Origin of the sequence: uncultured Caldilinea sp. (assembly GCF_937128415.1) — a bacterium.
Taxonomy (GTDB): Bacteria; Chloroflexota; Anaerolineae; order Caldilineales; family Caldilineaceae; genus Caldilinea.
Genome location: NZ_CAKZMJ010000078.1, coordinates 14,901 through 32,416, shown reverse-complemented (window position 1 = coordinate 32,416; position 17,516 = coordinate 14,901). Strand labels below are relative to the sequence as shown.

Here is a 17,516-nt window from a genome sequence, read left to right as displayed (position 1 = left end):
GCGAACATGGCGTGCGCGTCGAACGGCCGCCGATGCTCAACGACAGCCCGGCGATGGTGAGCATTTTGGCGGCGCTGGTCGAGGAAGCATTGCAGGCGACGCCTTTCGGTCAGAGGTGAAACCGCTGCGCAATCGCAACGGAGATGAAATTGCAGAAAGATTCCGAAATGGACGCGTCTTCTATCCTGCTGGTTGGACTGAGCCATCACACGGCGCCCATCACCGTGCGCGAACGTTTCTCGTTCGATGCGGACAGCCTGCGCTCCCTGTTATGCGCCTTGCGCAACGATGGAGGGGAAGAAAGCGTCTTGCAGGAAGTCATCGTGCTTTCAACCTGCAACCGCCTCGAGGTGTACGCCGTCAGTCTCGAACCCACAGCGGCGGTGCATCAAGTCGTCGGCGAAATTGCGCGTCAACGCAACGCAGCGCAGGCCGAGCTGACTTCTTATGTCTATGTCAAGACCGGCCAGGCGGCGATTGAGCACCTGCTGCACGTCGCCTCCGGGTTGGACTCCCTGATCCTGGGCGAGGCGCAGATTTTAGGCCAGGTGGCCGACGCATATGCGTCCGCGCAGGCGAACGGAGACAGCGGACCGATTCTCGCACGGCTCTTCCACACGGCGCTCCACTGCGGCAAACGCGCGCGCAGAGAGACGGCCATCGGCAGCTACACAACGTCGATCAGTCATGCGGCCGTGAAACAGGCCAGGGCGATTCTGGGCGATCTCTCCCATCGCACTGCGCTGATCCTCGGCGCGGGCGAAATGGCGGAGCTGGCTGCGGCTGCGCTGAACCAACATCAGATCGCCTCGCTTCTTTGCATCAACCGCACGCAGGCGCACGCCGAGCGATTGGCCGCGCAGGTCGGCGGCCGCGCCCTGGAGTGGCGCCAGCTCGACGAGGCGCTGGCGACGGTCGACCTGGTGATCAGCGCCACCGCTGCGCCCTCGATGGTGCTCACCGCAGCGACGGTTGCGCAGGCGATGGGCGCACGCGACGGCCGCCCGCTGGTCCTGTTTGACATCGCACACCCGCGCGATATCGACCCCAACGTGGACGCCCTGCCCGGCGTCATGCGCTTCGACCTGGACCACTTGCAACATTGCATCGACGCCAACTTAGGCCGCCGCCAGGCAGCCATCCCCCATGTCAAGGCCATCATCGCCGAGGAATCCGCCGCGTTCATGGAATGGCTCGCCGCGCGCGACGTCTTGCCGGCTGTGATGGCGCTGCGCCGTCGCGGCGAAACGATCGCCGGCCAGGAAGTGGAGCGCACGTTGCGTAAACTGTTGCATGGACATGCGGAGGATGAACGCCTGCGTCAAGAGGTCGAGCGTCTGGCGAATCGCATCGTCGCCAAATTGCTGCATGAGCCGACCGTGCGCCTCAAAGCGCGAGCCGCCGGCGGCGACGGCCCCTGCTTCGCCCAGGCGTTGACCGAACTCTTTGGCCTGGAAACCGCTGCGTCGATATCTGCATCGACGGAGGAAACAGCAGAGACGCGCGGATGCGCGCACCCACTCTTCAGCGCCTCCAACGGCGCAGCGTTTTTCTGTCCCGCCCCATGCAACGGCGTCTATCGCAACGGAGTCTACGCCCATGAGTGAGCGCATCGATATCGTGCGCCTGGGCACGCGCGGCTCGCTGTTGGCGCGCTGGCAGACCGACTATGTGGCGGAGCTGTTGGCCAAAGCATGGCCTCAGCTTCACATCGATGTCACGGTGTTGCATACGCAGGGCGACCGGATGCTCGACCGCCCGCTCCCCTTGATCGGCGGCAAGGGGCTGTTCACCGCAGAACTGGAGGAAGCGCTGCACAGCGGCGCCATCGATCTGGCCGTCCACAGCCTCAAAGACCTGCCCACCGAGCCGGCGGCGGAGCTCGTCATCGGTGCGATCCCCGTACGCGGGCCTGTGCACGACGTCGTCGTCAGCCGCAGCGGTCGCCCGCTGGCGCAACTCGAAGCAGGAGCAGCCGTCGGCACCAGCAGTCGGCGTCGCAGCGCTCAGCTCCTGCGCGCCTATCCGCACCTGCGCACCGTTGACATTCGCGGCAACGTAGACACGCGCATCCGCAAAACGCTCGACCCGACGGGGCTCTATGACGCGATTGTGCTGGCCGCGGCCGGCGTCGAGCGGCTCGGTCGCGGCGACGTCGTCACGGAGGCGCTGCCGCTGGAGCTCATGTTGCCCGCGCCGGGGCAAGGCGCGCTGGCCGTGCAATGTCGGAGCGAGGCGGCGATCCTGCGCTTGCTTGCCCCCCTGGAAGACCCGGACACGCGCGCGGCGGTGACGGCGGAGCGCGCCTTTCTGCGCCATTTGGGCGGCGGCTGCGCAGTCCCTGTGGCGGCGCACGCAAAAATTGAGCAAGGGCGACTCCGCTTGCGCGGCCGTGTCCTTTCGCCCGACGGTCGCCGCTGCGTCGAAGTGGACGGCGACGCCCATCGCGATGAACCCGAAACGCTGGGCGCAAGGCTGGCAGCCCAGGCGTTGGCGCAAGGCGCAGCCAGCTTGCTGACCGAGGAGCCAAGATGACGCCGCTTCTGCCTTCACCCATCCCTTCGTTGGCGTTGCAGGGGCGACGGGTGGTCATCACCCAGGCGGCGCAGCAGGCGTCGGCGTTTGCGGCGCTGCTCGAACGGTGGGGCGCCGTGCCATTGCTTTACCCTTGCATCGCCATTCAGCCGCCGGACGACTCAACTGCGCTCGATCAAAGCCTGCGCGCCGCCGCACAGGGCGGCTTCGACTGGCTGGTGCTGACCAGCGCCAACGCTGTGCGCATCGTGGCGCAGCGTCTGGCTGCGCTGGACATTGCCCCGCAGCAGCTTGGCGGGGTGCGCATCGCCGTCGTCGGCGCTGCAACCGCCCGCAGCGTGCAGGAGGAGCTTGGCCTGCAAGTCGCCCTCGCACCGCAGGAGGAGGTCGCCGAAGGCCTGGCCGCCGCGCTCGAACCGCTGGTGCGCCCCGGCGAACGCATCCTGTTGCCGCAGTCGGCATTGGCGCGCGATGTGCTTTTCAAGCGTCTCACGGCGATCGGCGCATCCGTTCATCCCGTCGTCGCCTATGAAACCGTGCGCGGCGCCGGAGGCGTTGACCTTCCCAATTTACTGGCGCAACGCCAGGTGGACGCCGTCACGCTCGCCAGCGCGTCCGCCTTTCGCTTTCTGCTGGAGCGGCTCGTGAACGAAAGGGGCGACCCTGCGCTCTTGCACACCGTCTGCCTGGCGTGCATCGGGCCGGTCACGGCGCGCGCCGTGCAGGAGGCCGGTTTCATTCCCGCCGTCATCTCGACGCAGCAGAGCCTGGAAGGGCTGACTACGGCGCTGGCCGAACATTTCGCCAGGAAAGATTCATGCAGTTCACGACAGACTCAGGGGATCCCATGATTGAACTCAACCCTGCGCACCTTCATCGTTCAGACCTCGCCGCCGACGCCGCCCTATTGCGCCCGCGACGGCTGCGGCGCACATCGAGCCTTCGCCGCCTGGTGCGCGAGACGACGCTGACCCCGGCCGACTTCGTCGCGCCGCTCTTTGTGCGCCATGGCCGCAATCAACGCATCCCGATCCGCTCTATGCCGGGACAATTTCAGCTTTCGGTGGATCAACTTGCGGAGGAAGCCAAGCAAATCGCCGGCCTCGGCGTGCCTGCGGTCATCCTGTTCGGCATTCCCGCGCACAAAGACGCTGTCGGTAGCGACAACTACGATCCCGCCGGCGTGGTGCCGCAGGCGATCCGAGCCATCAAGGACGCAGCGCCGGAGCTGATCGTCATCTCCGACATGTGTTTTTGCGAATACACAGACCACGGCCACTGCGGCGTCATCAACATTCCGGGCGAAATGCACTATCATCCGCATCTGCCCGAAGGGTATCTGCTCGATGCGCCGACGCGCGAGCTGCTGGCGCGAGCCTCAGCCGTGCACGCTGAAGCGGGCGCCGATGTGATCGCACCCTCCGGCATGGTGGACGGGATGGTGGCGGCGATTCGCAGTGGACTGGACGCCGCAGGCTTTGAGCACGTGGCGATCCTCAGCTATGCGGTCAAATACGCCAGCGGCTTTTACGGCCCCTTCCGCGAGGCCGCCGAAAGTCCGCCCGCCTTCGGCGACCGCAGCCAATATCAAATGGACCCGGCCAATCGCCGCGAGGCGTTCAAGGAGGCCGACCTGGACATGGTCGAAGGCGCCGACATGCTGATGGTCAAGCCGGCGCTGCCCTATCTCGACGTTTTGGCCGCGCTGCGCGAACGCTACCCGTTGCCGATCGCCGCCTATCAGGTCAGCGGCGAGTACGCCATGCTGCACGCCGCAGCAGCCAACGGCTGGCTGGACTTGAAACGCTGTGCGCTGGAAAGCCTGATCGCCATCAAGCGCGCCGGCGCCGACTTTATCCTGACCTATTTCGCCAAAGAGGCGGCGAAGTGGGTTCTGGAGTGACGCAAAAGGATGGTTCTCTCATGGTGGAAGCAACATCGGATCGTTCGACCGCCCAATCGCCCGCATCCTTGCGCCCCTCTCGTTTTCTCGCCGCATGTCGTCGCCAGCCGGTCGACGCCACGCCGGTCTGGCTGATGCGGCAGGCGGGCCGCTACATGGCGGAATATCGCGCGCTGCGGCAGCGTTACACGATCCTGGAGATCATCAAGACGCCGGAGCTGGCGTGTGAGGTGACGCTGCAGCCGATCAACGCCTTTGACCTGGACGCCGCCATCATCTTCGCCGACATTTTGCCGCCGCTGGAGGGCATGGGGCTGCGCCTGGAGTTCATCAAGGGCGAAGGGCCGCACATCGACAACCCGGTGCGCACGCGCGCAGACGTGGACGCGCTGGTGGTGCGGCCGCCGGAGGAAGCGCTTTGGTTTACGCTGGAAGCCATTCGACTGGCCCGTCGCGAGCTGGATGCGCGCGGCCTGCCGCTGATCGGCTTCAGCGGCGCACCCTTCACCCTGGCGGCGTATGCGGTGGAAGGCGGCGGCAGCCACGACCATCGACGGGTGAAAGCCCTGATGATGGCCGAGCCGTCCCTCTGGCATGCGCTGATGGAAAAGCTCAGCGCGTTGGTCGGCGAGTATTTGCTGGCCCAGGCCCGCGCGGGCGCACAGGCGCTGCAGCTCTTCGATTCCTGGGTGGGACAGCTCAGCCCGGACGATTATCGCACCCATGCCCTGCCCTACAGCCGTCGCGCCATCGAGATTGCGCGCGCGGGCGGCGCGCCGATCATTCATTTTGGCGTCAACACGGCGGGGATGTTGCCGCTGCTGCGCGAGGCCGGCGGCGACGTGATCGGCGTGGACTGGCGCATTGACCTGGACGTCGCCTGGCGCACGCTCGGCGAAGACGTCGCCGTGCAGGGCAACCTCGACCCGGTGGCGCTGCTGGCGCCGTGGGAGGCGCTCCGTCCGCGCATTCAGCAGGTGCTCGACCGCGCCCGCGCCGTCGGACGACCGGGCCATATCTTCAATTTGGGCCACGGCATCTTGCCGCAGACGCCGGTGGACAACGTCAAGCGGCTGGTGGAATTCGTGCATGAATATAGTCAGTCTCTTTCATCTTGATTCGTATTGAGGAAGTTTCGATGAATACGTCGAAGTCCGAACAACTTTTTGCCATCGCGCAACAGGTGATTCCCGGCGGCGTGAACAGCCCGGTGCGCGCCTTTCGCAGCGTAGGCGGAACCCCGCGCTTCATTGCGCGCGGGCAAGGCGCCTACGTCTGGGATGTGGACGGCAATCGCTATATTGACTACGTGCTTTCCTGGGGGCCGCTGGTTTTGGGCCATGCGCACCCGACGGTGGTTGCAGCGCTGCAGGAAGCCGTCGCCCGCGGGACGAGCTACGGCGCACCAACCGAGCTGGAGGTCGAGCTGGCGCAGCTGGTGATTGACCTCGTGCCATCGGTGGAGATGGTGCGCTTCGTCAACAGCGGCACCGAGGCGACAATGAGCGCATTGCGGCTGGCGCGGGCGTACACCGGACGCCCCAAAATTGTGAAGTTCAGCGGCTGTTATCACGGCCACGCCGACATGCTGCTGGTGCAGGCGGGCAGCGGCGTCGCCACCCTCGGCTTGCCCGATTCGCCTGGCGTGCCCGCCGCAACCGCCGCCGACACGCTGATCGCACCCTTCAACGATCTGGCGGCCGTCGAGCGCCTGTTTGAGACTTACCCCGGAGAGATCGCAGGCGTCATCGTCGAACCGATCGCAGCCAACATCGGCTTTGTCCTGCCGCAGGAGGGGTTTCTCCCCGGCCTGCAACGCCTGTGTCGCCGTGAGGGCGCGCTCTTCATCCTCGATGAGGTGATGACCGGCTTCCGCGCCAGCCTCGGCGGCGCGCAGGCGCTGTGGGGGCTCGATCCAGACCTGACCTGCCTGGGCAAGGTGATCGGCGGCGGGCTGCCCGTGGGCGCATACGCCGGCAAACGCGCCATCATGGAGATGGTGGCGCCCGTCGGGCCGATGTATCAAGCCGGCACGCTCTCCGGCAATCCCCTGGCGATGACCGCCGGCCTCGTCACGCTGCGCGAGCTGACCCAACCGGGGGTTTTCGACGCCATCGCCGCAGCCACGGCGCGGCTGGTGAACGGCATCGAGGCGCTGGCCGCCCGCCATGACATTCCTCTCCAGGCCGGCTGCACCGGCGCCATGTTCGGCTTCTACTTCTTGAAATCGGCCGGCCGCGCCATCACCGATTACGCCACCGCCAAAGAGCACGCCGACGCCGCACGCTATGCACGCTTTTTCCACGCAATGCTTGAACGCGGCGTCTATTTTGCACCCAGCCAGTTCGAGGCAGGCTTCGTCTCCAGCGCGCACGACGACGCAGTGATCGATGCGACGTTGCAGGCTGTGGAGGAAGGGTTGAAAGAAGTGAGAAGCGGGCAGTGAAAGAAAAAGGGATGAGTCGCTGTTCGGTCGCCGTCGTCGGCGGGGGAATCGCCGGGCTGAGTGCAGCGTGGCGGCTGCAGAAGGCTGGGATCGACTATGTGTTGTTGGAGCAGGCGGCCCGCCTGGGCGGCAAAATTCGCACGGAGCGCATCGCGCTCAATGGTCAGGAAGAGGCGCCGTTCATCGTCGAGGCCGGGCCTGATTCATTCATCACCCAGAAGCCCTGGGGCGTGGCGTTGGCGCGGGAGTTAGGTCTCGGCGACGCGCTGATCGGGACGAATGAACGCCTGAAACAGACGTACGTCCTCCATCGCGGCCGGCCGACGCCGCTGCCGGAGGGCGTATTGATGATCGTGCCGACCCGCTTCAAGCCGTTTCTGTTCTCGCCGCTAATTTCGCCGTGGGGCAAGCTGCGCATGGGGTTGGAGCTTTTCATCCCGCCGCGACGGGACGACGGCGACGAAACGCTGGCCGACTTTGTGCGCCGTCGGCTGGGCGGCGAGGCGCTCGACAAGATCGCCGAGCCGCTGATGTCGGGCATCTACAACGCCGAGGCGGACAAGCAGAGCGTGCTCGCCACCTTTCCGCGCTTTCGCGAACTTGAACAAAACCACGGCAGTCTGATTCGAGGCATGCTGGCGTCGCAGCAGCGGCGCAGCCAGAACGCCGCCGTCTCCCACGACAAACCGTTGCCTTTTTTCGTGACCTTTAAAGAGGGCGTCGAAACGATGGTGACGGCGCTGCGCACACGACTTTCGGGCGCTCTCCGCCTGTGCACAGGCGTCGAGGCGATCGAGCCGATTGCCAACGGCTACCGCCTGCATCTGAGCGACGGCGCCACGCTCGACGCCGGACAGGTCATCCTGGCGACGCCGGCTTTTGTCGCCGCCCGGCTCCTACGCCCGTTGGCGCCGGAAGCCGCCGATTTGTTGGATGGCATCCGCTATGTCAGCGCAGGGACGATCTCGCTGGCCTTCCGCAGCAGCGAGGCGCGCAACCCGCTCAACGGCTACGGCCTCGTCATCCCGATGAGCGAGCGCCGACCGATCAACGCCGTCACGCTCAGCTCCATCAAATTCGCCCATCGCGCGCCGGAGGGGCGCCTGCTGCTGCGCGTCTTTTTCGGAGGCTCGCGCAGCCCCCACTCGATGGAGCTGGATGACGCCGACCTCTACGCCACGGTGCGCCGCGAGCTGGACGCTCTTCTAGGCATCGACGCCGAACCGCTCTTCCACCGCATTCATCGCTGGCCCCGCTCCAACCCGCAGTACGACGTCGGCCATTTGGAACGCATCGCCGCCATCGAGCGCGGCCTGCCCCCTGGCGTTCATCTCGCCGGCAGCGCCTATCGAGGCGTCGGCCTTCCGGATTGCATCCGACAAGGGCAAGAGGCGGCGGAGCGGGCGGCCTCTCTTTTGTCCAGCTAAAAGAAAAACTCAGATCACGAATGGGTCTGTGAGCCGTTTGCGCAGAGTTCGGCGTAGGCTTCTTCGTACACGCGCAGGTCATGCGCGGAGTAGCAGCAGGCGATGACCTTTTCCAGCCGGGGATTGGCTTCCAGGCCGGCCAGCATCTCGCGCAAGGCGATGCGGCTGGCGCGCTCGATCGGGAAGCCATATGCGCCGGTGCTGATCGACGGAAAAGCGAGGGTGCGGATGTCTTCACGCCCGGCGGCGATGGCGAAGACGCTGCGATAGCAGCGCGCCAGCAGCTCATCCTCGCCGTGCTTTCCCCCGCGCCAGATCGGGCCGACGGTGTGGATGACGTAGCGGGCGGGCAGGTTATAGCCGCGCGTCAATCGCGCTTCGCCGGTCGGGCAACCGCCCAACGTACGACACTCCGCCAGCAGCCCCGGCCCCGCTGCTCGATGGATGGCGCCGTCGACGCCGCCGCCTCCCAGCAGGGAAGAATTGGCTGCGTTGACAATGGCGTCGACGCGCAGCGTGGTGATATCGGCCTGGATGATTTCAAGACGCGATGCATTTGCCATGCCTGAATCTTATTGCACCAGGTTCACAGGAATTTGAGGCATTTCAGAAAAGTGCCTGTCCGTCGTGAGCAAGACGCAGCCATGTTCCCATGCGCTTGCAGCAATCCACAGATCGTTGATCGGAACCGGTTTCCCAGCATTGCGCAGATACACAAAAAGCCATGCATACCTTTCCGCCGTGGATAGATCAATAGGAACGACTTGAACCCGTGGAGAGGAAATGAAATCATCCAACTCTCGCCGGTTGCGTTCATAATGGGAGCCCAGTTGAAAACCAAACAACAATTCACCCACCACGATGGAGGAGATCAAAATGGTATCCGCCTTCTGGATCGTCTCGAGAATCGAAGGATGACCTCGACGAAACGCCGAGTACGCGGAAGTGTCCAGCATCAACTTTCTGACTCCCATAACTCTGGTTCGATCCTGCGTTGAAGTTCAAGCGCTTTCTGAAATTCCTCGTACTCTTCTTCCGTCCATGTGCCGGCCAGGTGATCCAGATCATGATGACGCCGTTGCGAGTCCACCAGGCCGACGCTTTGGCGAAGCGCATCGAGCGCCAGACGATTGACGCTGATCCCTTGCTCCTCGGCTTTCTCTTTTAATGCCTTGTGAAGTCGCTCATCGACTCCTCGGATGGTCAACTGCGTCATAGCACCTCCCGCAAAATGCATGCACTAAGTGCATTTTAGTGCATGCATTCCATCATGTCAAGGCGCGTCTTTTTACCAACCTCATGGTTCCGTCACGGTGAACGTCCACACAAAGGGTTTCACCATCGGCGTCGTCTGTTCGACGTTGAAGACCGTGACCGTGTATGCACCCGGTTGCAAAGGCGTCTCAGGCGTGAAGGCGAAGGAGCGGCCGCTCGTCTGCGCCACTGCGCCGCGGACTGGGGCGCCCGCTTCGTCCTGCACCACGATCACCTGCGACGCGTCTCCGCCCACCGGCGAAACCAGGATGGAGAAATCCACCGTGATTTGCGCCGGCGCCGGTCCGCTGCTGTCGGGTGCGGGCGAGACTGCCGTGACAAGCGGATCGCGCCAGAACTGAATGGCGCGGCGATCGTCCGGCCCTTCGCCGCCCCAGTCGGTGGCGGTGTCGTCCACCAGCATGGTTCCATCCGGCCCTTTCACCACGGTGAGCTGGCGATTGGTGAATCCCGCAATCGTCCCCCATTGTTCGACCGTCTCCCACGAGCCGCGCGTGTATTTGTATTGCAGCCGCGTGCCCTCCTTGAGCGTGGCCCTGTATTCCCACACCCGCTCGTCGACCGGCGTCATCGGCGTGAGACCGGGATTGTAGGGCGCCAGAAAAGCGTCGGTGTTGTCGCCGGCGATGTAGATCGTGTCTTCGGCGGGCGTCTCCGGCGGGACAAGCACGCGCCAGATCACCTCCACCATCGCCAGCTCTGCGGTCAACGTGATGGCAGGCGAAGGCGGCGAAATGTTGTAGGCTGCGTCGATCGAGTGAACGGTGTAGGCGTAGGTGTGGCCGGTCGTCACCGTCGTGTCGGTGAAGATGGAGGAAGTCTTCGGAATCTCCACGCTGACGGCGCAGCCCTCCTCGCCTGCGGTCAGGTCGGCGCGGCAGACGCGGAAAGCGTGCAGGTCGGGCGTGCGCGAGACGCGAATGCCGATGGCGATCAGCGAACTCGAACGGGCGACTTCGTCGAGGCGGAAGGGCGCGCGCGGCGGTTCTGTGTCGGGATTCGGGAAGACGGTCATGCGGCCCTGATTGAGGCTCTCCGTCCATTCGCGACCGCCCGTAGTCGACGCGCGCCATTTGAAGACGTATTCGCCGACGGCGTTGGGCAGCATGCGCGCGGCGTAGACGTCGCCGCCGCCCTGGCTGTCGGTCACGTAGGCTGCGTCTCTCCAGGTGAACGCTCCATCCGTCTCGACCGGTGCCCAACCCACCTGCACAAGCAGCCCCGGCGCCTGTCCCGGCGCGTCGGTGACGCCGGGGACGAAGACGGCGGCGCGCGTCTCGCGAGAAGGCTCGACGGCGCTCAGCGTGTGCTGAATGGTGAGCGGCTCTTCGAGAACCACCGACTGCACGGGCGCATGTGGAATGAGCCGCACGGCGGCGCCTGGCTCGCTGCGCAGGCCGTTGCGCCCGACGGCCGCCACGCGATAATAGTAGGCGACGCCGTTGGTCAGCCCTTCATCGGTGAAGACGACAGGCTCCGCGCCGGCGGCGAGGAGCGCAACTTCCTCGTAGCCGCCGTCGACCGGAGAACGAAGCACAGCGTAGCGCTCGGCGTCGCCATCTCCCGCAATGGTGAAGCGAATGCGGCCGTTTTCCTCCTCGGTCGCCGTGATTTGCGGCGTCGCCGGCGCTCGGAGGTCAATCTCCGGTGCGGTGAGCCAGATGCGATAGGACATCGGCGCCAGCGTGAAGGAGACGTTGCCCAGCTCGCCGACGGTCAGCGTCTCGTCGCCGAAGGCGTCGCGCAGCGCGGCCCCCCAGGGCAGATAGCCCGATGCGTCGAAACTGACCGATTGCTCCATCTCGCTGCGGTTGAGGGCGATCAGCGCGGCGCCGCTGGCGTCCTTGCGGCCATAGACCACCAGCCCAACGTCATCGACCAGCAAAACATCCCACGAACCGGTGCGCAGGAAGCTGTGCTGGCGTCGAAGCTGGCCGAGCCGCTGATAATGCTCCAGCAACGCAAGGTCTTGCTGACGCCACGTCGGCAAATCCTCGTAACCGTCGGCGTCCGGCCAGGGATACGGCTGGCGGTTGTAGGGGTCGTCGCGCCCGACGTCGCTGCCGAAGCCGACCAGCCCCACCTCATCGCCGTAGTAGAGGGTCGGCGCGCCGGGCAGCGTCAACTGCAAAACCGCCGCCAGCGCCAGCCGTCTGCGACCATCTTCAAAGCCGTTGTTCGGCTCCAGCGCAGCGAAGTCGACGCCGTCGTGGTCGAGCACGCGCACCGCGCGATTGACGTCGTGCGAGGAGAGCAAGTTCATGGCGGCGGCGAAGGCGGCAGGCGGATAGTCTTCCTGCAGCGCAGTCAGCGCTCCGACAAACTCGCCGGCGGTGAGGGCCGGAATGCGGCCATCGTTGTCCTCGAAATCGTCGTCGCGCAAAAATCCAAGCACAGCCTGGCGAAAGCGATAGTTCATCGTCGAGTCGAACTCATCGCCCAGCACGCGAAATCTCGCCTCGTCTTCGCGCCACGTTTCGGAAATCAGCAGCGCGTCCGGGTAAGCAGCCTTGACAGCCGCGCGCATCCGCTTGAAGAAATCGGGGTTAATGTTGACCACGTCGGGCACAACGTCGATGCGCCAGCCGTCGACGCCTTCCAGGTCGAGCCAGCGCAGCGCAATGCCCTCTTCGCCCAGCCAGTTGTCGATGACCGCCTCGTTGGCGGTGTCCAGCTGCGGCAGCGTCGAGAGGCTGAACCAGCCCCGATATGTTGCGTCGCCTGCGCAGACGCCGGTTCCGGGCGGTCGCGCCGGGTCGAAGAAGTACCACGCCCGGTAGGGGCTTTCCTCGCTCTCGCATGCGCCGAGCGTCTCATGACGGCTGTAGCGGTCGAAGAAGGGGCTGTCGCTCGATGAATGGTTAGGCACGCCGTCAAGGATGAGCGTCATGCCGCGAGCGGCGACTTCGGCGGCGAACTGCGCAAAGTAGGCGTTGCTGGCCTTGAAATCGCCCACGACGGCCAGGTTGTCATCCACCTGGCGATAGTCGCGGCCATCGTACTTGTGGTTGGAGGGAGAGTCGAAGATCGGGTTGAGATAGAGGACCGTCACGCCCAGCGCCTGCAGATAGTCCAGCTTTTCTTGAATTCCTTGCAGGTCTCCACCAAAAAATGTGCAGTTATAGGCGCCGTGCCACTCCGGGTTGCGGTTGGGATCGTTCGGCTCTGGGTCGGGCACAAAGCTGTTCCAGGGCGAGATGGGGCGCGCGTGGCCGCCGCACTCTTCGGGGTAGAACCAGTCGTCGGCGGTGGGGTCATTGGTCGGCTCGCCGTTGCGGAAGCGATCCGGGAAAATCTGGTAGATGATGGCGTCCTTCGCCCATGCAGGCGCGTCGAAAGCGGGATCGTAGACGTAAATGTTCCATCCAGCTTCGATCGAGGGCGCTTCCGCATAGCTGCGGCCGGGGCCGCCGTCGTGGCGCTCGTCATCAGCGTAGTAGAGTACGGCGTCGGCATCGCGCACGCTGAACAGATAGGCGAGCACATCGAGCGCGTCGCCGACCGCAATCGTCGTCTCCCACCACGCATAGCGGTCATCCTGGGCGACGCGCTGCATCGGCGTGAAGCGTAAGGCCCCCTCGCGCACGCTTCCCCATAACAGGGTCGCCTCCTCGACGTCGTCGGCGGCGGTGCGCAGGCGCAGCGTGACCTCGGCGCCGGTCGGTTGCGCGCCGAAGGGCGTGCGATAGCGGTCGCTGCGGCTGTCGTGGAGAATGGCCTCGCCGGCGATGCGGCCATCGCCAACGGTTGTCTCCATCGCCTCCGACAGGGTGGAGGACGAGGCATCGACGCCTTCCTGCGCCTGGGCCGTTGCAGACGCAAGGGGAGAGAGCATCCACAGCAGAACGACGACGAGGGCAAGTTGCAACCAGCGGCGAAATAGGGACATGAGACGGCTCCTTTTCAACGTGGATTTTCTTCAGTATATCATGCTTTCGTGGAGGTTCTGAGGCGGGATTGATGATTCTGATCGGTTGGTCGTATAATTCCCCTCAGTGAGAGTTTTTGGTCGAACAAGGCAGAGGCACAGGTAAAAATTATGTCCAAGGAACGTTTGCTGACCATATCGTATCCGGACGATTTGCTCCTTTCTCTGAAAGAAGACGAAGAAACCTTTGCTGCAGAAGCGCGATTGTTGCTAGCTGTAAAGCTCTATGAGTTAGGTCGCATCTCCACCGGTATGGCGGCGCGTCTAGCCAATATGTCTCGCGTGGCATTTATGTTTACATTGTCGCGTTTTCATCTTTCACCGATTGGCGTAGAAGCCGACGAGCTCGATGAAGATGTGAAATATGCCTAATTCACCACGCTATGTTGTGACCAATACGACGCCGCTCATTGCGCTCGATTTGATCGGGAAATTGCATCTGTTGCATGACTTGTATGACGAAGTGTTGATGCCCCCAGCAGTTTATGCAGAGGCGTTGGCAGGCGGAGAAAAGCGGGTGGGAGCAATAGGTGGCCTTCAATCGACTCCCTGGCTGCGCGTACATCCATTATCTGACCCGCGTCGAGCCGACCTATTGGTGGATCTCGACAGAGGAGAGGCAGAAGCAATTGCTTTAGCGCAAGAGCTCGACGCCGATTTGTTAATCATAGATGAGCGCCTCGGAAGGTTGCATGCGCGAAGGCTAGGGATCGCCATTACAGGCACAATAGGTGTTCTTCTCAAAGCGAAGATGTTGGGTTACGTCTATGAAGTACGCCCATTGTTGGAACAGCTTCACAAAGGAGGCATCTATCTCAGCGATGAGCTGGTGCGTCGCGCCCTCGATCTGGCCGGAGAAAAATAGGACCCGCTGCACCCCAGTTCCCTTCTTCGGAAATCCAGCCGATGACAAACGCTGACCCTCCCCCCCAACTGCACATGATCTGGCCCCAACGCCGACTGGACGCTCCTCCGGATGCGCCCCTGCCCGCCGGCTATACACTGCGCACCTATCGCCCCGGCGACGAGGCGCCCTTCTTTCAGATCATGGCGCGCGCGGGCTGGCCCGGCTGGGATGAGGCGCGATTGCAACCCTGGCGCCCGCGCATTCTGCCGCACGGATGGTTTCTGGTCGTTCACGAGGCGACCGACGCCATTGTGGCCTCGGCGATGGCGCTGCGGGATGAGCGAGAGTTCGGCTCTCAAGGCGGCGAGCTGGGCTGGGTGGTCTGCGATCCAGAGCATCAGGGGAAGAGGCTAGGCGCCGTCGTCTCGACCGCGGCCACGCTGCGACTGCTCGCGGAGGGGTGTCGTCCCATTCATCTGTACACGGAAGAATGGCGCTTCGCCGCCTTGCGGACATACCTGCGCCTGGGCTATGTCCCATTTCTTTACACCCCCGACATGCTGGAGCGGTGGCGCATCGTCTGCACGGCGGTGCGCTGGCCCTTCACGCCCGAGGTCTGGGAAGCGGACTTTGAATCCTTACAATCTTCATAATAAACCAGGATCATCATGGCTCAACTCCAATCCGCCGACGAACTGCTTGAACAGGCGTTGCTGGCCCTCTATCGACAATGGCCCCACCTGCCGCGGCGCACCACCATCCCTGCACTGGATCGACTGCGGCGCGCATTGGCTGACGAGCTGGAGACGATGCTCGCCGCGCCCGAACAGGAGCGCTTTCGCAGCGCAGCCTCGAAATTTGCAGAGGAGGCGCTGCGCCTGCCCTTTGTGCGCAGCATCGCTGGCGCAGAGTTAGACGCGTTGGCCGCGCTGAGTCCAGACGCTTCACGCCCTTCTGGCCGACGCGGTCTCCCTTTGCTGCGCACCACGCCGCTCACCGCAGAGCGGCTTCAGGCGCTGATTCGACTGCTGCGCGCAGAAGACCCCCCTGCCTTTGCCATCCAACGCTGGCATTACGTTGTCGATGAAACGCCCGCAGCGTGGGCCGACCTGCGCAGCGCGGCGGAAAGCGCGCTCAACCGCATGCCTCCGTCCGCCCGGCAGGCGCTCGAGGCCATCGACGCCCGCCTGGAGGCCGCACTGCAAGATTCATCTCGCAACGCCCTCGCTGCGTATGAGGAGGCGTTGCATCAGCTGGAGGCGATTTCCGGCCTCGTCGCAGCGCTGAGCGATCGCTTTTTGCGCTGGAAGACGCCGCAACGCATTGTACACCGCAGCGCCGGAGCGTTCCCCTCGTCGACCGGCTCAGAAACCGGCGTCGCCATCCCCAAATCGCTGGAAATGACGGCGCCGGAAACATCGGGTTTGGAGCAGGAGGCTGCGGCGCCGCAGACAGGCGCAGAGGAAGCGACCGCTGCGCCTCCCGAAGATGCTCTTCAGGTGAATTTCCACACCGAAGTGCGCTTCCCGGCCAGCGTGCGGCGCTGGGAAGTGAACTGGCTCATCGTCCGCCTGCGGCTGCAAGCGCCGGAAACGACCGTCGTCAGCGGCGTCGTGCCTGTGGAGTTCCGCCCGCAGGGCGCCGAACCGCCGCCGCCCGAAACGCTCACCGTGCGCGTCCTTGCGCCCGACTTCGAGGAGGAAACCCGCTGCTGGGAGCGCACCATCACCGTGCGCCACGACCAGGATTCCGACCCGGCGGTCTTCCTGCTCAAAGGCGACGAACTCGGCAAAAAGCGCATCGCCATCGACTTCTATCACAAAGGGCGGCTGGTCGGAGGCGTCGCCTTTGTGACCGAAGTGACGCAGGCGCCCACCGTCAGCGTCAACGTGAACGTGGCGCGCGGCGACGGCGCGCCGGAGTTCGCCCGCCTCGAACGCAATCCGCCGCCCCCCGCCGACCTGCACCTGCGCGTCGTCAAGAAGGCGCAGGAGAACACGCTGGCCTTCTGGCTGGATTCTCCGCGCCTCGACGTTCCTTATCGCTGGACGTTTATGGGCGAAACGCCGCTCACGAGCGACGACCCCTTCGCTTTTCTCGTCCAGGAGCTGGCGCCGCTCAACGAGATGGTGCGCGTGCTCGCCGGCGATCTCACCGAAGAGGAACGCGCCGACGCCGAGCTGCGGCTGGCGACGCTGGCGGAAGGGTTGTTCGAGCAGCTGCTGCCGGAGACATTCCGCACAGAATACTTCGCCCGCATCGTTCCGCTGCGCGAGGCGGGCGCCGTCCGGTCCTTCCTGATCACCAGCGACGAGCCATGGATTCCCTGGGAGCTGCTCAAGCCCTATCACTGGGATGCGAGCGAAGGCAAAGAACACGTCGATGACTTCTGGGCGACGCGCTTCCGCCTCTCTCGCTGGCTGGCCGGCCGCGGGCCGCTCGTGCGCATGGCGGTCAACGTCGCTGCGCTGGTGATGCCAGAGGTGGGACTGTCCGCTGTGGACGCCGAACGCGCTTTCTTCGACCAGCTCGCAGCGCAGCGCAATGTTCGCCTGGAGGGGCCCACACAGCGACGCAAGGAGGTGCTCGACCTGCTGATGACCGGCGGCTATCAGGTCATGCACATCGCCACCCATGGTCAGTTCAACCCCGAAGACGCCGATCGCTCCGCCATCGAGCTGGCCGATGAACCGCTCTATCCCGCCGATCTGCGCGGTAGTCTCCTGCGCGGCATTCGTCGCTCGACGCCGCTCGTCTTTCTCAACGCGTGCGACGGCGGCCGCGCCAACTTTGGGTTGACCGGACTGGGCGGTTGGGCGGATAAGCTCTTCAAGGAGGCGAACGCAGCAGCGTTCGTCGGCGCGCTGTGGGAAGTGCACGATGCGCTGGCGGGAGAGTTTTCCAAAACCTTCTACAGTCGCCTGGTCGAAGGCGCAACGCTCGGCGAGGCGATGCAGGCCGCCCGCCTTCACGTTCGGGAGCTCGACCCCCTCAATCCCACTTGGCTGGCCTACACACTGTACGGCGACCCCAACGCGACAGTCCAGATTGGAGCATCCGGCGACTGAACCCGCAGCGTTGAGAGGTTGAGAACTTGAGAGCGGGAGAGCGGGAGAGCGGGAGAGCGGGAGAGCAGGAGAGCGGGAGAGCAGGAG

15 protein-coding genes are annotated in these 17,516 nt (G+C 64.4%); 11 read left to right on the top strand and 4 right to left on the bottom strand.

Annotated features, from left to right (window positions below; genetic code table 11):
- The first annotated feature begins 167 nt into the window (after positions 1 to 167).
- Genes hemA through hemG form a run of 7 tightly spaced genes read left to right on the top strand, consistent with a single transcriptional unit; the run spans position 168 to position 8,311 of the window.
- Positions 168 to 1,607, top strand: a complete 1,440-nt coding sequence (hemA, locus tag Q0367_RS14815; RefSeq protein WP_298983167.1) for a glutamyl-tRNA reductase — start codon at positions 168 to 170, stop codon at positions 1,605 to 1,607.
- A complete protein-coding gene (gene hemC / locus Q0367_RS14810; protein WP_297636693.1) occupies positions 1,600 to 2,535 on the top strand; it encodes a hydroxymethylbilane synthase in 936 nt (311 codons plus the stop codon). The genes hemA and hemC overlap by 8 nt, the downstream gene beginning before the upstream one ends.
- The gene (locus tag Q0367_RS14805) at positions 2,532 to 3,386 is read left to right on the top strand and encodes a uroporphyrinogen-III synthase (RefSeq protein WP_297636690.1); all 855 of its coding nucleotides are present in this window, start codon (positions 2,532 to 2,534) and stop codon (positions 3,384 to 3,386) included. Before hemC ends, Q0367_RS14805 begins: the two co-directional genes overlap by 4 nt.
- Positions 3,383 to 4,438 (top strand): porphobilinogen synthase, encoded by a 1,056-nt coding sequence (gene hemB, locus Q0367_RS14800; protein WP_297636687.1) that lies wholly within the window; start codon positions 3,383 to 3,385, stop codon positions 4,436 to 4,438. Before Q0367_RS14805 ends, hemB begins: the two co-directional genes overlap by 4 nt.
- A gap of 20 nt (positions 4,439 to 4,458) precedes the next feature.
- Positions 4,459 to 5,556 (top strand): uroporphyrinogen decarboxylase, encoded by a 1,098-nt coding sequence (gene hemE, locus Q0367_RS14795; protein ID WP_297636684.1) that lies wholly within the window; start codon positions 4,459 to 4,461, stop codon positions 5,554 to 5,556.
- A 5-nt stretch (positions 5,557 to 5,561) separates the two neighbouring features.
- Positions 5,562 to 6,884 (top strand): glutamate-1-semialdehyde 2,1-aminomutase, encoded by a 1,323-nt coding sequence (hemL, locus tag Q0367_RS14790; protein WP_363325876.1) that lies wholly within the window; start codon positions 5,562 to 5,564, stop codon positions 6,882 to 6,884.
- An 11-nt stretch (positions 6,885 to 6,895) separates the two neighbouring features.
- Entirely contained in the window at positions 6,896 to 8,311 is a 1,416-nt protein-coding gene (gene hemG, locus Q0367_RS14785) for a protoporphyrinogen oxidase (protein ID WP_297636678.1), read from the top strand.
- 14 nt (positions 8,312 to 8,325) lie between these two features.
- Here hemG and Q0367_RS14780 read toward each other — a convergent pair whose 3' ends face one another.
- From Q0367_RS14780 to Q0367_RS14765, 4 genes are all read right to left on the bottom strand, one after another.
- Positions 8,326 to 8,874 carry an O-acetyl-ADP-ribose deacetylase gene (locus Q0367_RS14780; RefSeq protein WP_297636675.1) on the bottom strand — a complete coding sequence of 183 codons (549 nt, stop codon included), beginning with the start codon at positions 8,872 to 8,874 and terminating at the stop codon, positions 8,326 to 8,328.
- Positions 8,875 to 8,883: 9 nt separating this feature from the next.
- Entirely contained in the window at positions 8,884 to 9,267 is a 384-nt protein-coding gene (locus Q0367_RS14775) for a type II toxin-antitoxin system VapC family toxin (protein WP_297637347.1), read from the bottom strand.
- Positions 9,267 to 9,527: a FitA-like ribbon-helix-helix domain-containing protein gene (locus Q0367_RS14770; RefSeq protein WP_297636672.1), complete on the bottom strand. Its 261-nt coding sequence runs from the start codon at positions 9,525 to 9,527 to the stop codon at positions 9,267 to 9,269. Before Q0367_RS14770 ends, Q0367_RS14775 begins: the two co-directional genes overlap by 1 nt.
- Before the next feature lie 81 nt (positions 9,528 to 9,608).
- Entirely contained in the window at positions 9,609 to 13,475 is a 3,867-nt protein-coding gene (locus tag Q0367_RS14765; protein ID WP_297636669.1) for an alpha amylase N-terminal ig-like domain-containing protein, read from the bottom strand.
- 150 nt (positions 13,476 to 13,625) lie between these two features.
- On the opposite strand from Q0367_RS14765, the gene Q0367_RS14760 reads away from it, so the two are divergent.
- The 4 genes from Q0367_RS14760 to Q0367_RS14745 are packed head-to-tail and all read left to right on the top strand — an operon-like array spanning position 13,626 to position 17,429.
- Entirely contained in the window at positions 13,626 to 13,886 is a 261-nt protein-coding gene (locus Q0367_RS14760; protein ID WP_297636666.1) for a UPF0175 family protein, read from the top strand.
- Positions 13,879 to 14,379, top strand: coding sequence for a DUF3368 domain-containing protein (locus Q0367_RS14755; protein ID WP_298983162.1), 501 nt, complete (start codon positions 13,879 to 13,881; stop codon positions 14,377 to 14,379). Before Q0367_RS14760 ends, Q0367_RS14755 begins: the two co-directional genes overlap by 8 nt.
- 41 nt (positions 14,380 to 14,420) lie before the next feature.
- Positions 14,421 to 15,014 (top strand): GNAT family N-acetyltransferase, encoded by a 594-nt coding sequence (locus Q0367_RS14750; RefSeq protein ID WP_297635001.1) that lies wholly within the window; start codon positions 14,421 to 14,423, stop codon positions 15,012 to 15,014.
- Between the two features lie 15 nt (positions 15,015 to 15,029).
- Positions 15,030 to 17,429 (top strand): CHAT domain-containing protein, encoded by a 2,400-nt coding sequence (locus Q0367_RS14745; RefSeq protein WP_297635004.1) that lies wholly within the window; start codon positions 15,030 to 15,032, stop codon positions 17,427 to 17,429.
- The last annotated feature ends 87 nt before the right edge of the window (positions 17,430 to 17,516 follow it).

Bases quoted from the DNA above. Each gene is read 5' to 3' on its own strand.
- hemC (WP_297636693.1), top strand. From the start codon at position 1,600: ATGAGTGAGCGCATCGATATCGTGCGCCTGGGCACGCGCGGCTCGCTG.
- hemG (WP_297636678.1), top strand. From the start codon at position 6,896: ATGAGTCGCTGTTCGGTCGCCGTCGTCGGCGGGGGAATCGCCGGGCTG.
- Q0367_RS14770 (WP_297636672.1), bottom strand. From the start codon at position 9,527: ATGACGCAGTTGACCATCCGAGGAGTCGATGAGCGACTTCACAAGGCA.
- Q0367_RS14760 (WP_297636666.1), top strand. From the start codon at position 13,626: ATGTCCAAGGAACGTTTGCTGACCATATCGTATCCGGACGATTTGCTC.
- hemE (WP_297636684.1), top strand. From the start codon at position 4,459: ATGGTGGAAGCAACATCGGATCGTTCGACCGCCCAATCGCCCGCATCC.
- Q0367_RS14755 (WP_298983162.1), top strand. From the start codon at position 13,879: ATGCCTAATTCACCACGCTATGTTGTGACCAATACGACGCCGCTCATT.
- Q0367_RS14805 (WP_297636690.1), top strand. From the start codon at position 2,532: ATGACGCCGCTTCTGCCTTCACCCATCCCTTCGTTGGCGTTGCAGGGG.
- Q0367_RS14745 (WP_297635004.1), top strand. From the start codon at position 15,030: ATGGCTCAACTCCAATCCGCCGACGAACTGCTTGAACAGGCGTTGCTG.
- hemA (WP_298983167.1), top strand. From the start codon at position 168: ATGGACGCGTCTTCTATCCTGCTGGTTGGACTGAGCCATCACACGGCG.
- Q0367_RS14750 (WP_297635001.1), top strand. From the start codon at position 14,421: ATGACAAACGCTGACCCTCCCCCCCAACTGCACATGATCTGGCCCCAA.
- Q0367_RS14765 (WP_297636669.1), bottom strand. From the start codon at position 13,475: ATGTCCCTATTTCGCCGCTGGTTGCAACTTGCCCTCGTCGTCGTTCTG.
- Q0367_RS14775 (WP_297637347.1), bottom strand. From the start codon at position 9,267: ATGCTGGACACTTCCGCGTACTCGGCGTTTCGTCGAGGTCATCCTTCG.
- hemB (WP_297636687.1), top strand. From the start codon at position 3,383: ATGATTGAACTCAACCCTGCGCACCTTCATCGTTCAGACCTCGCCGCC.
- Q0367_RS14780 (WP_297636675.1), bottom strand. From the start codon at position 8,874: ATGGCAAATGCATCGCGTCTTGAAATCATCCAGGCCGATATCACCACG.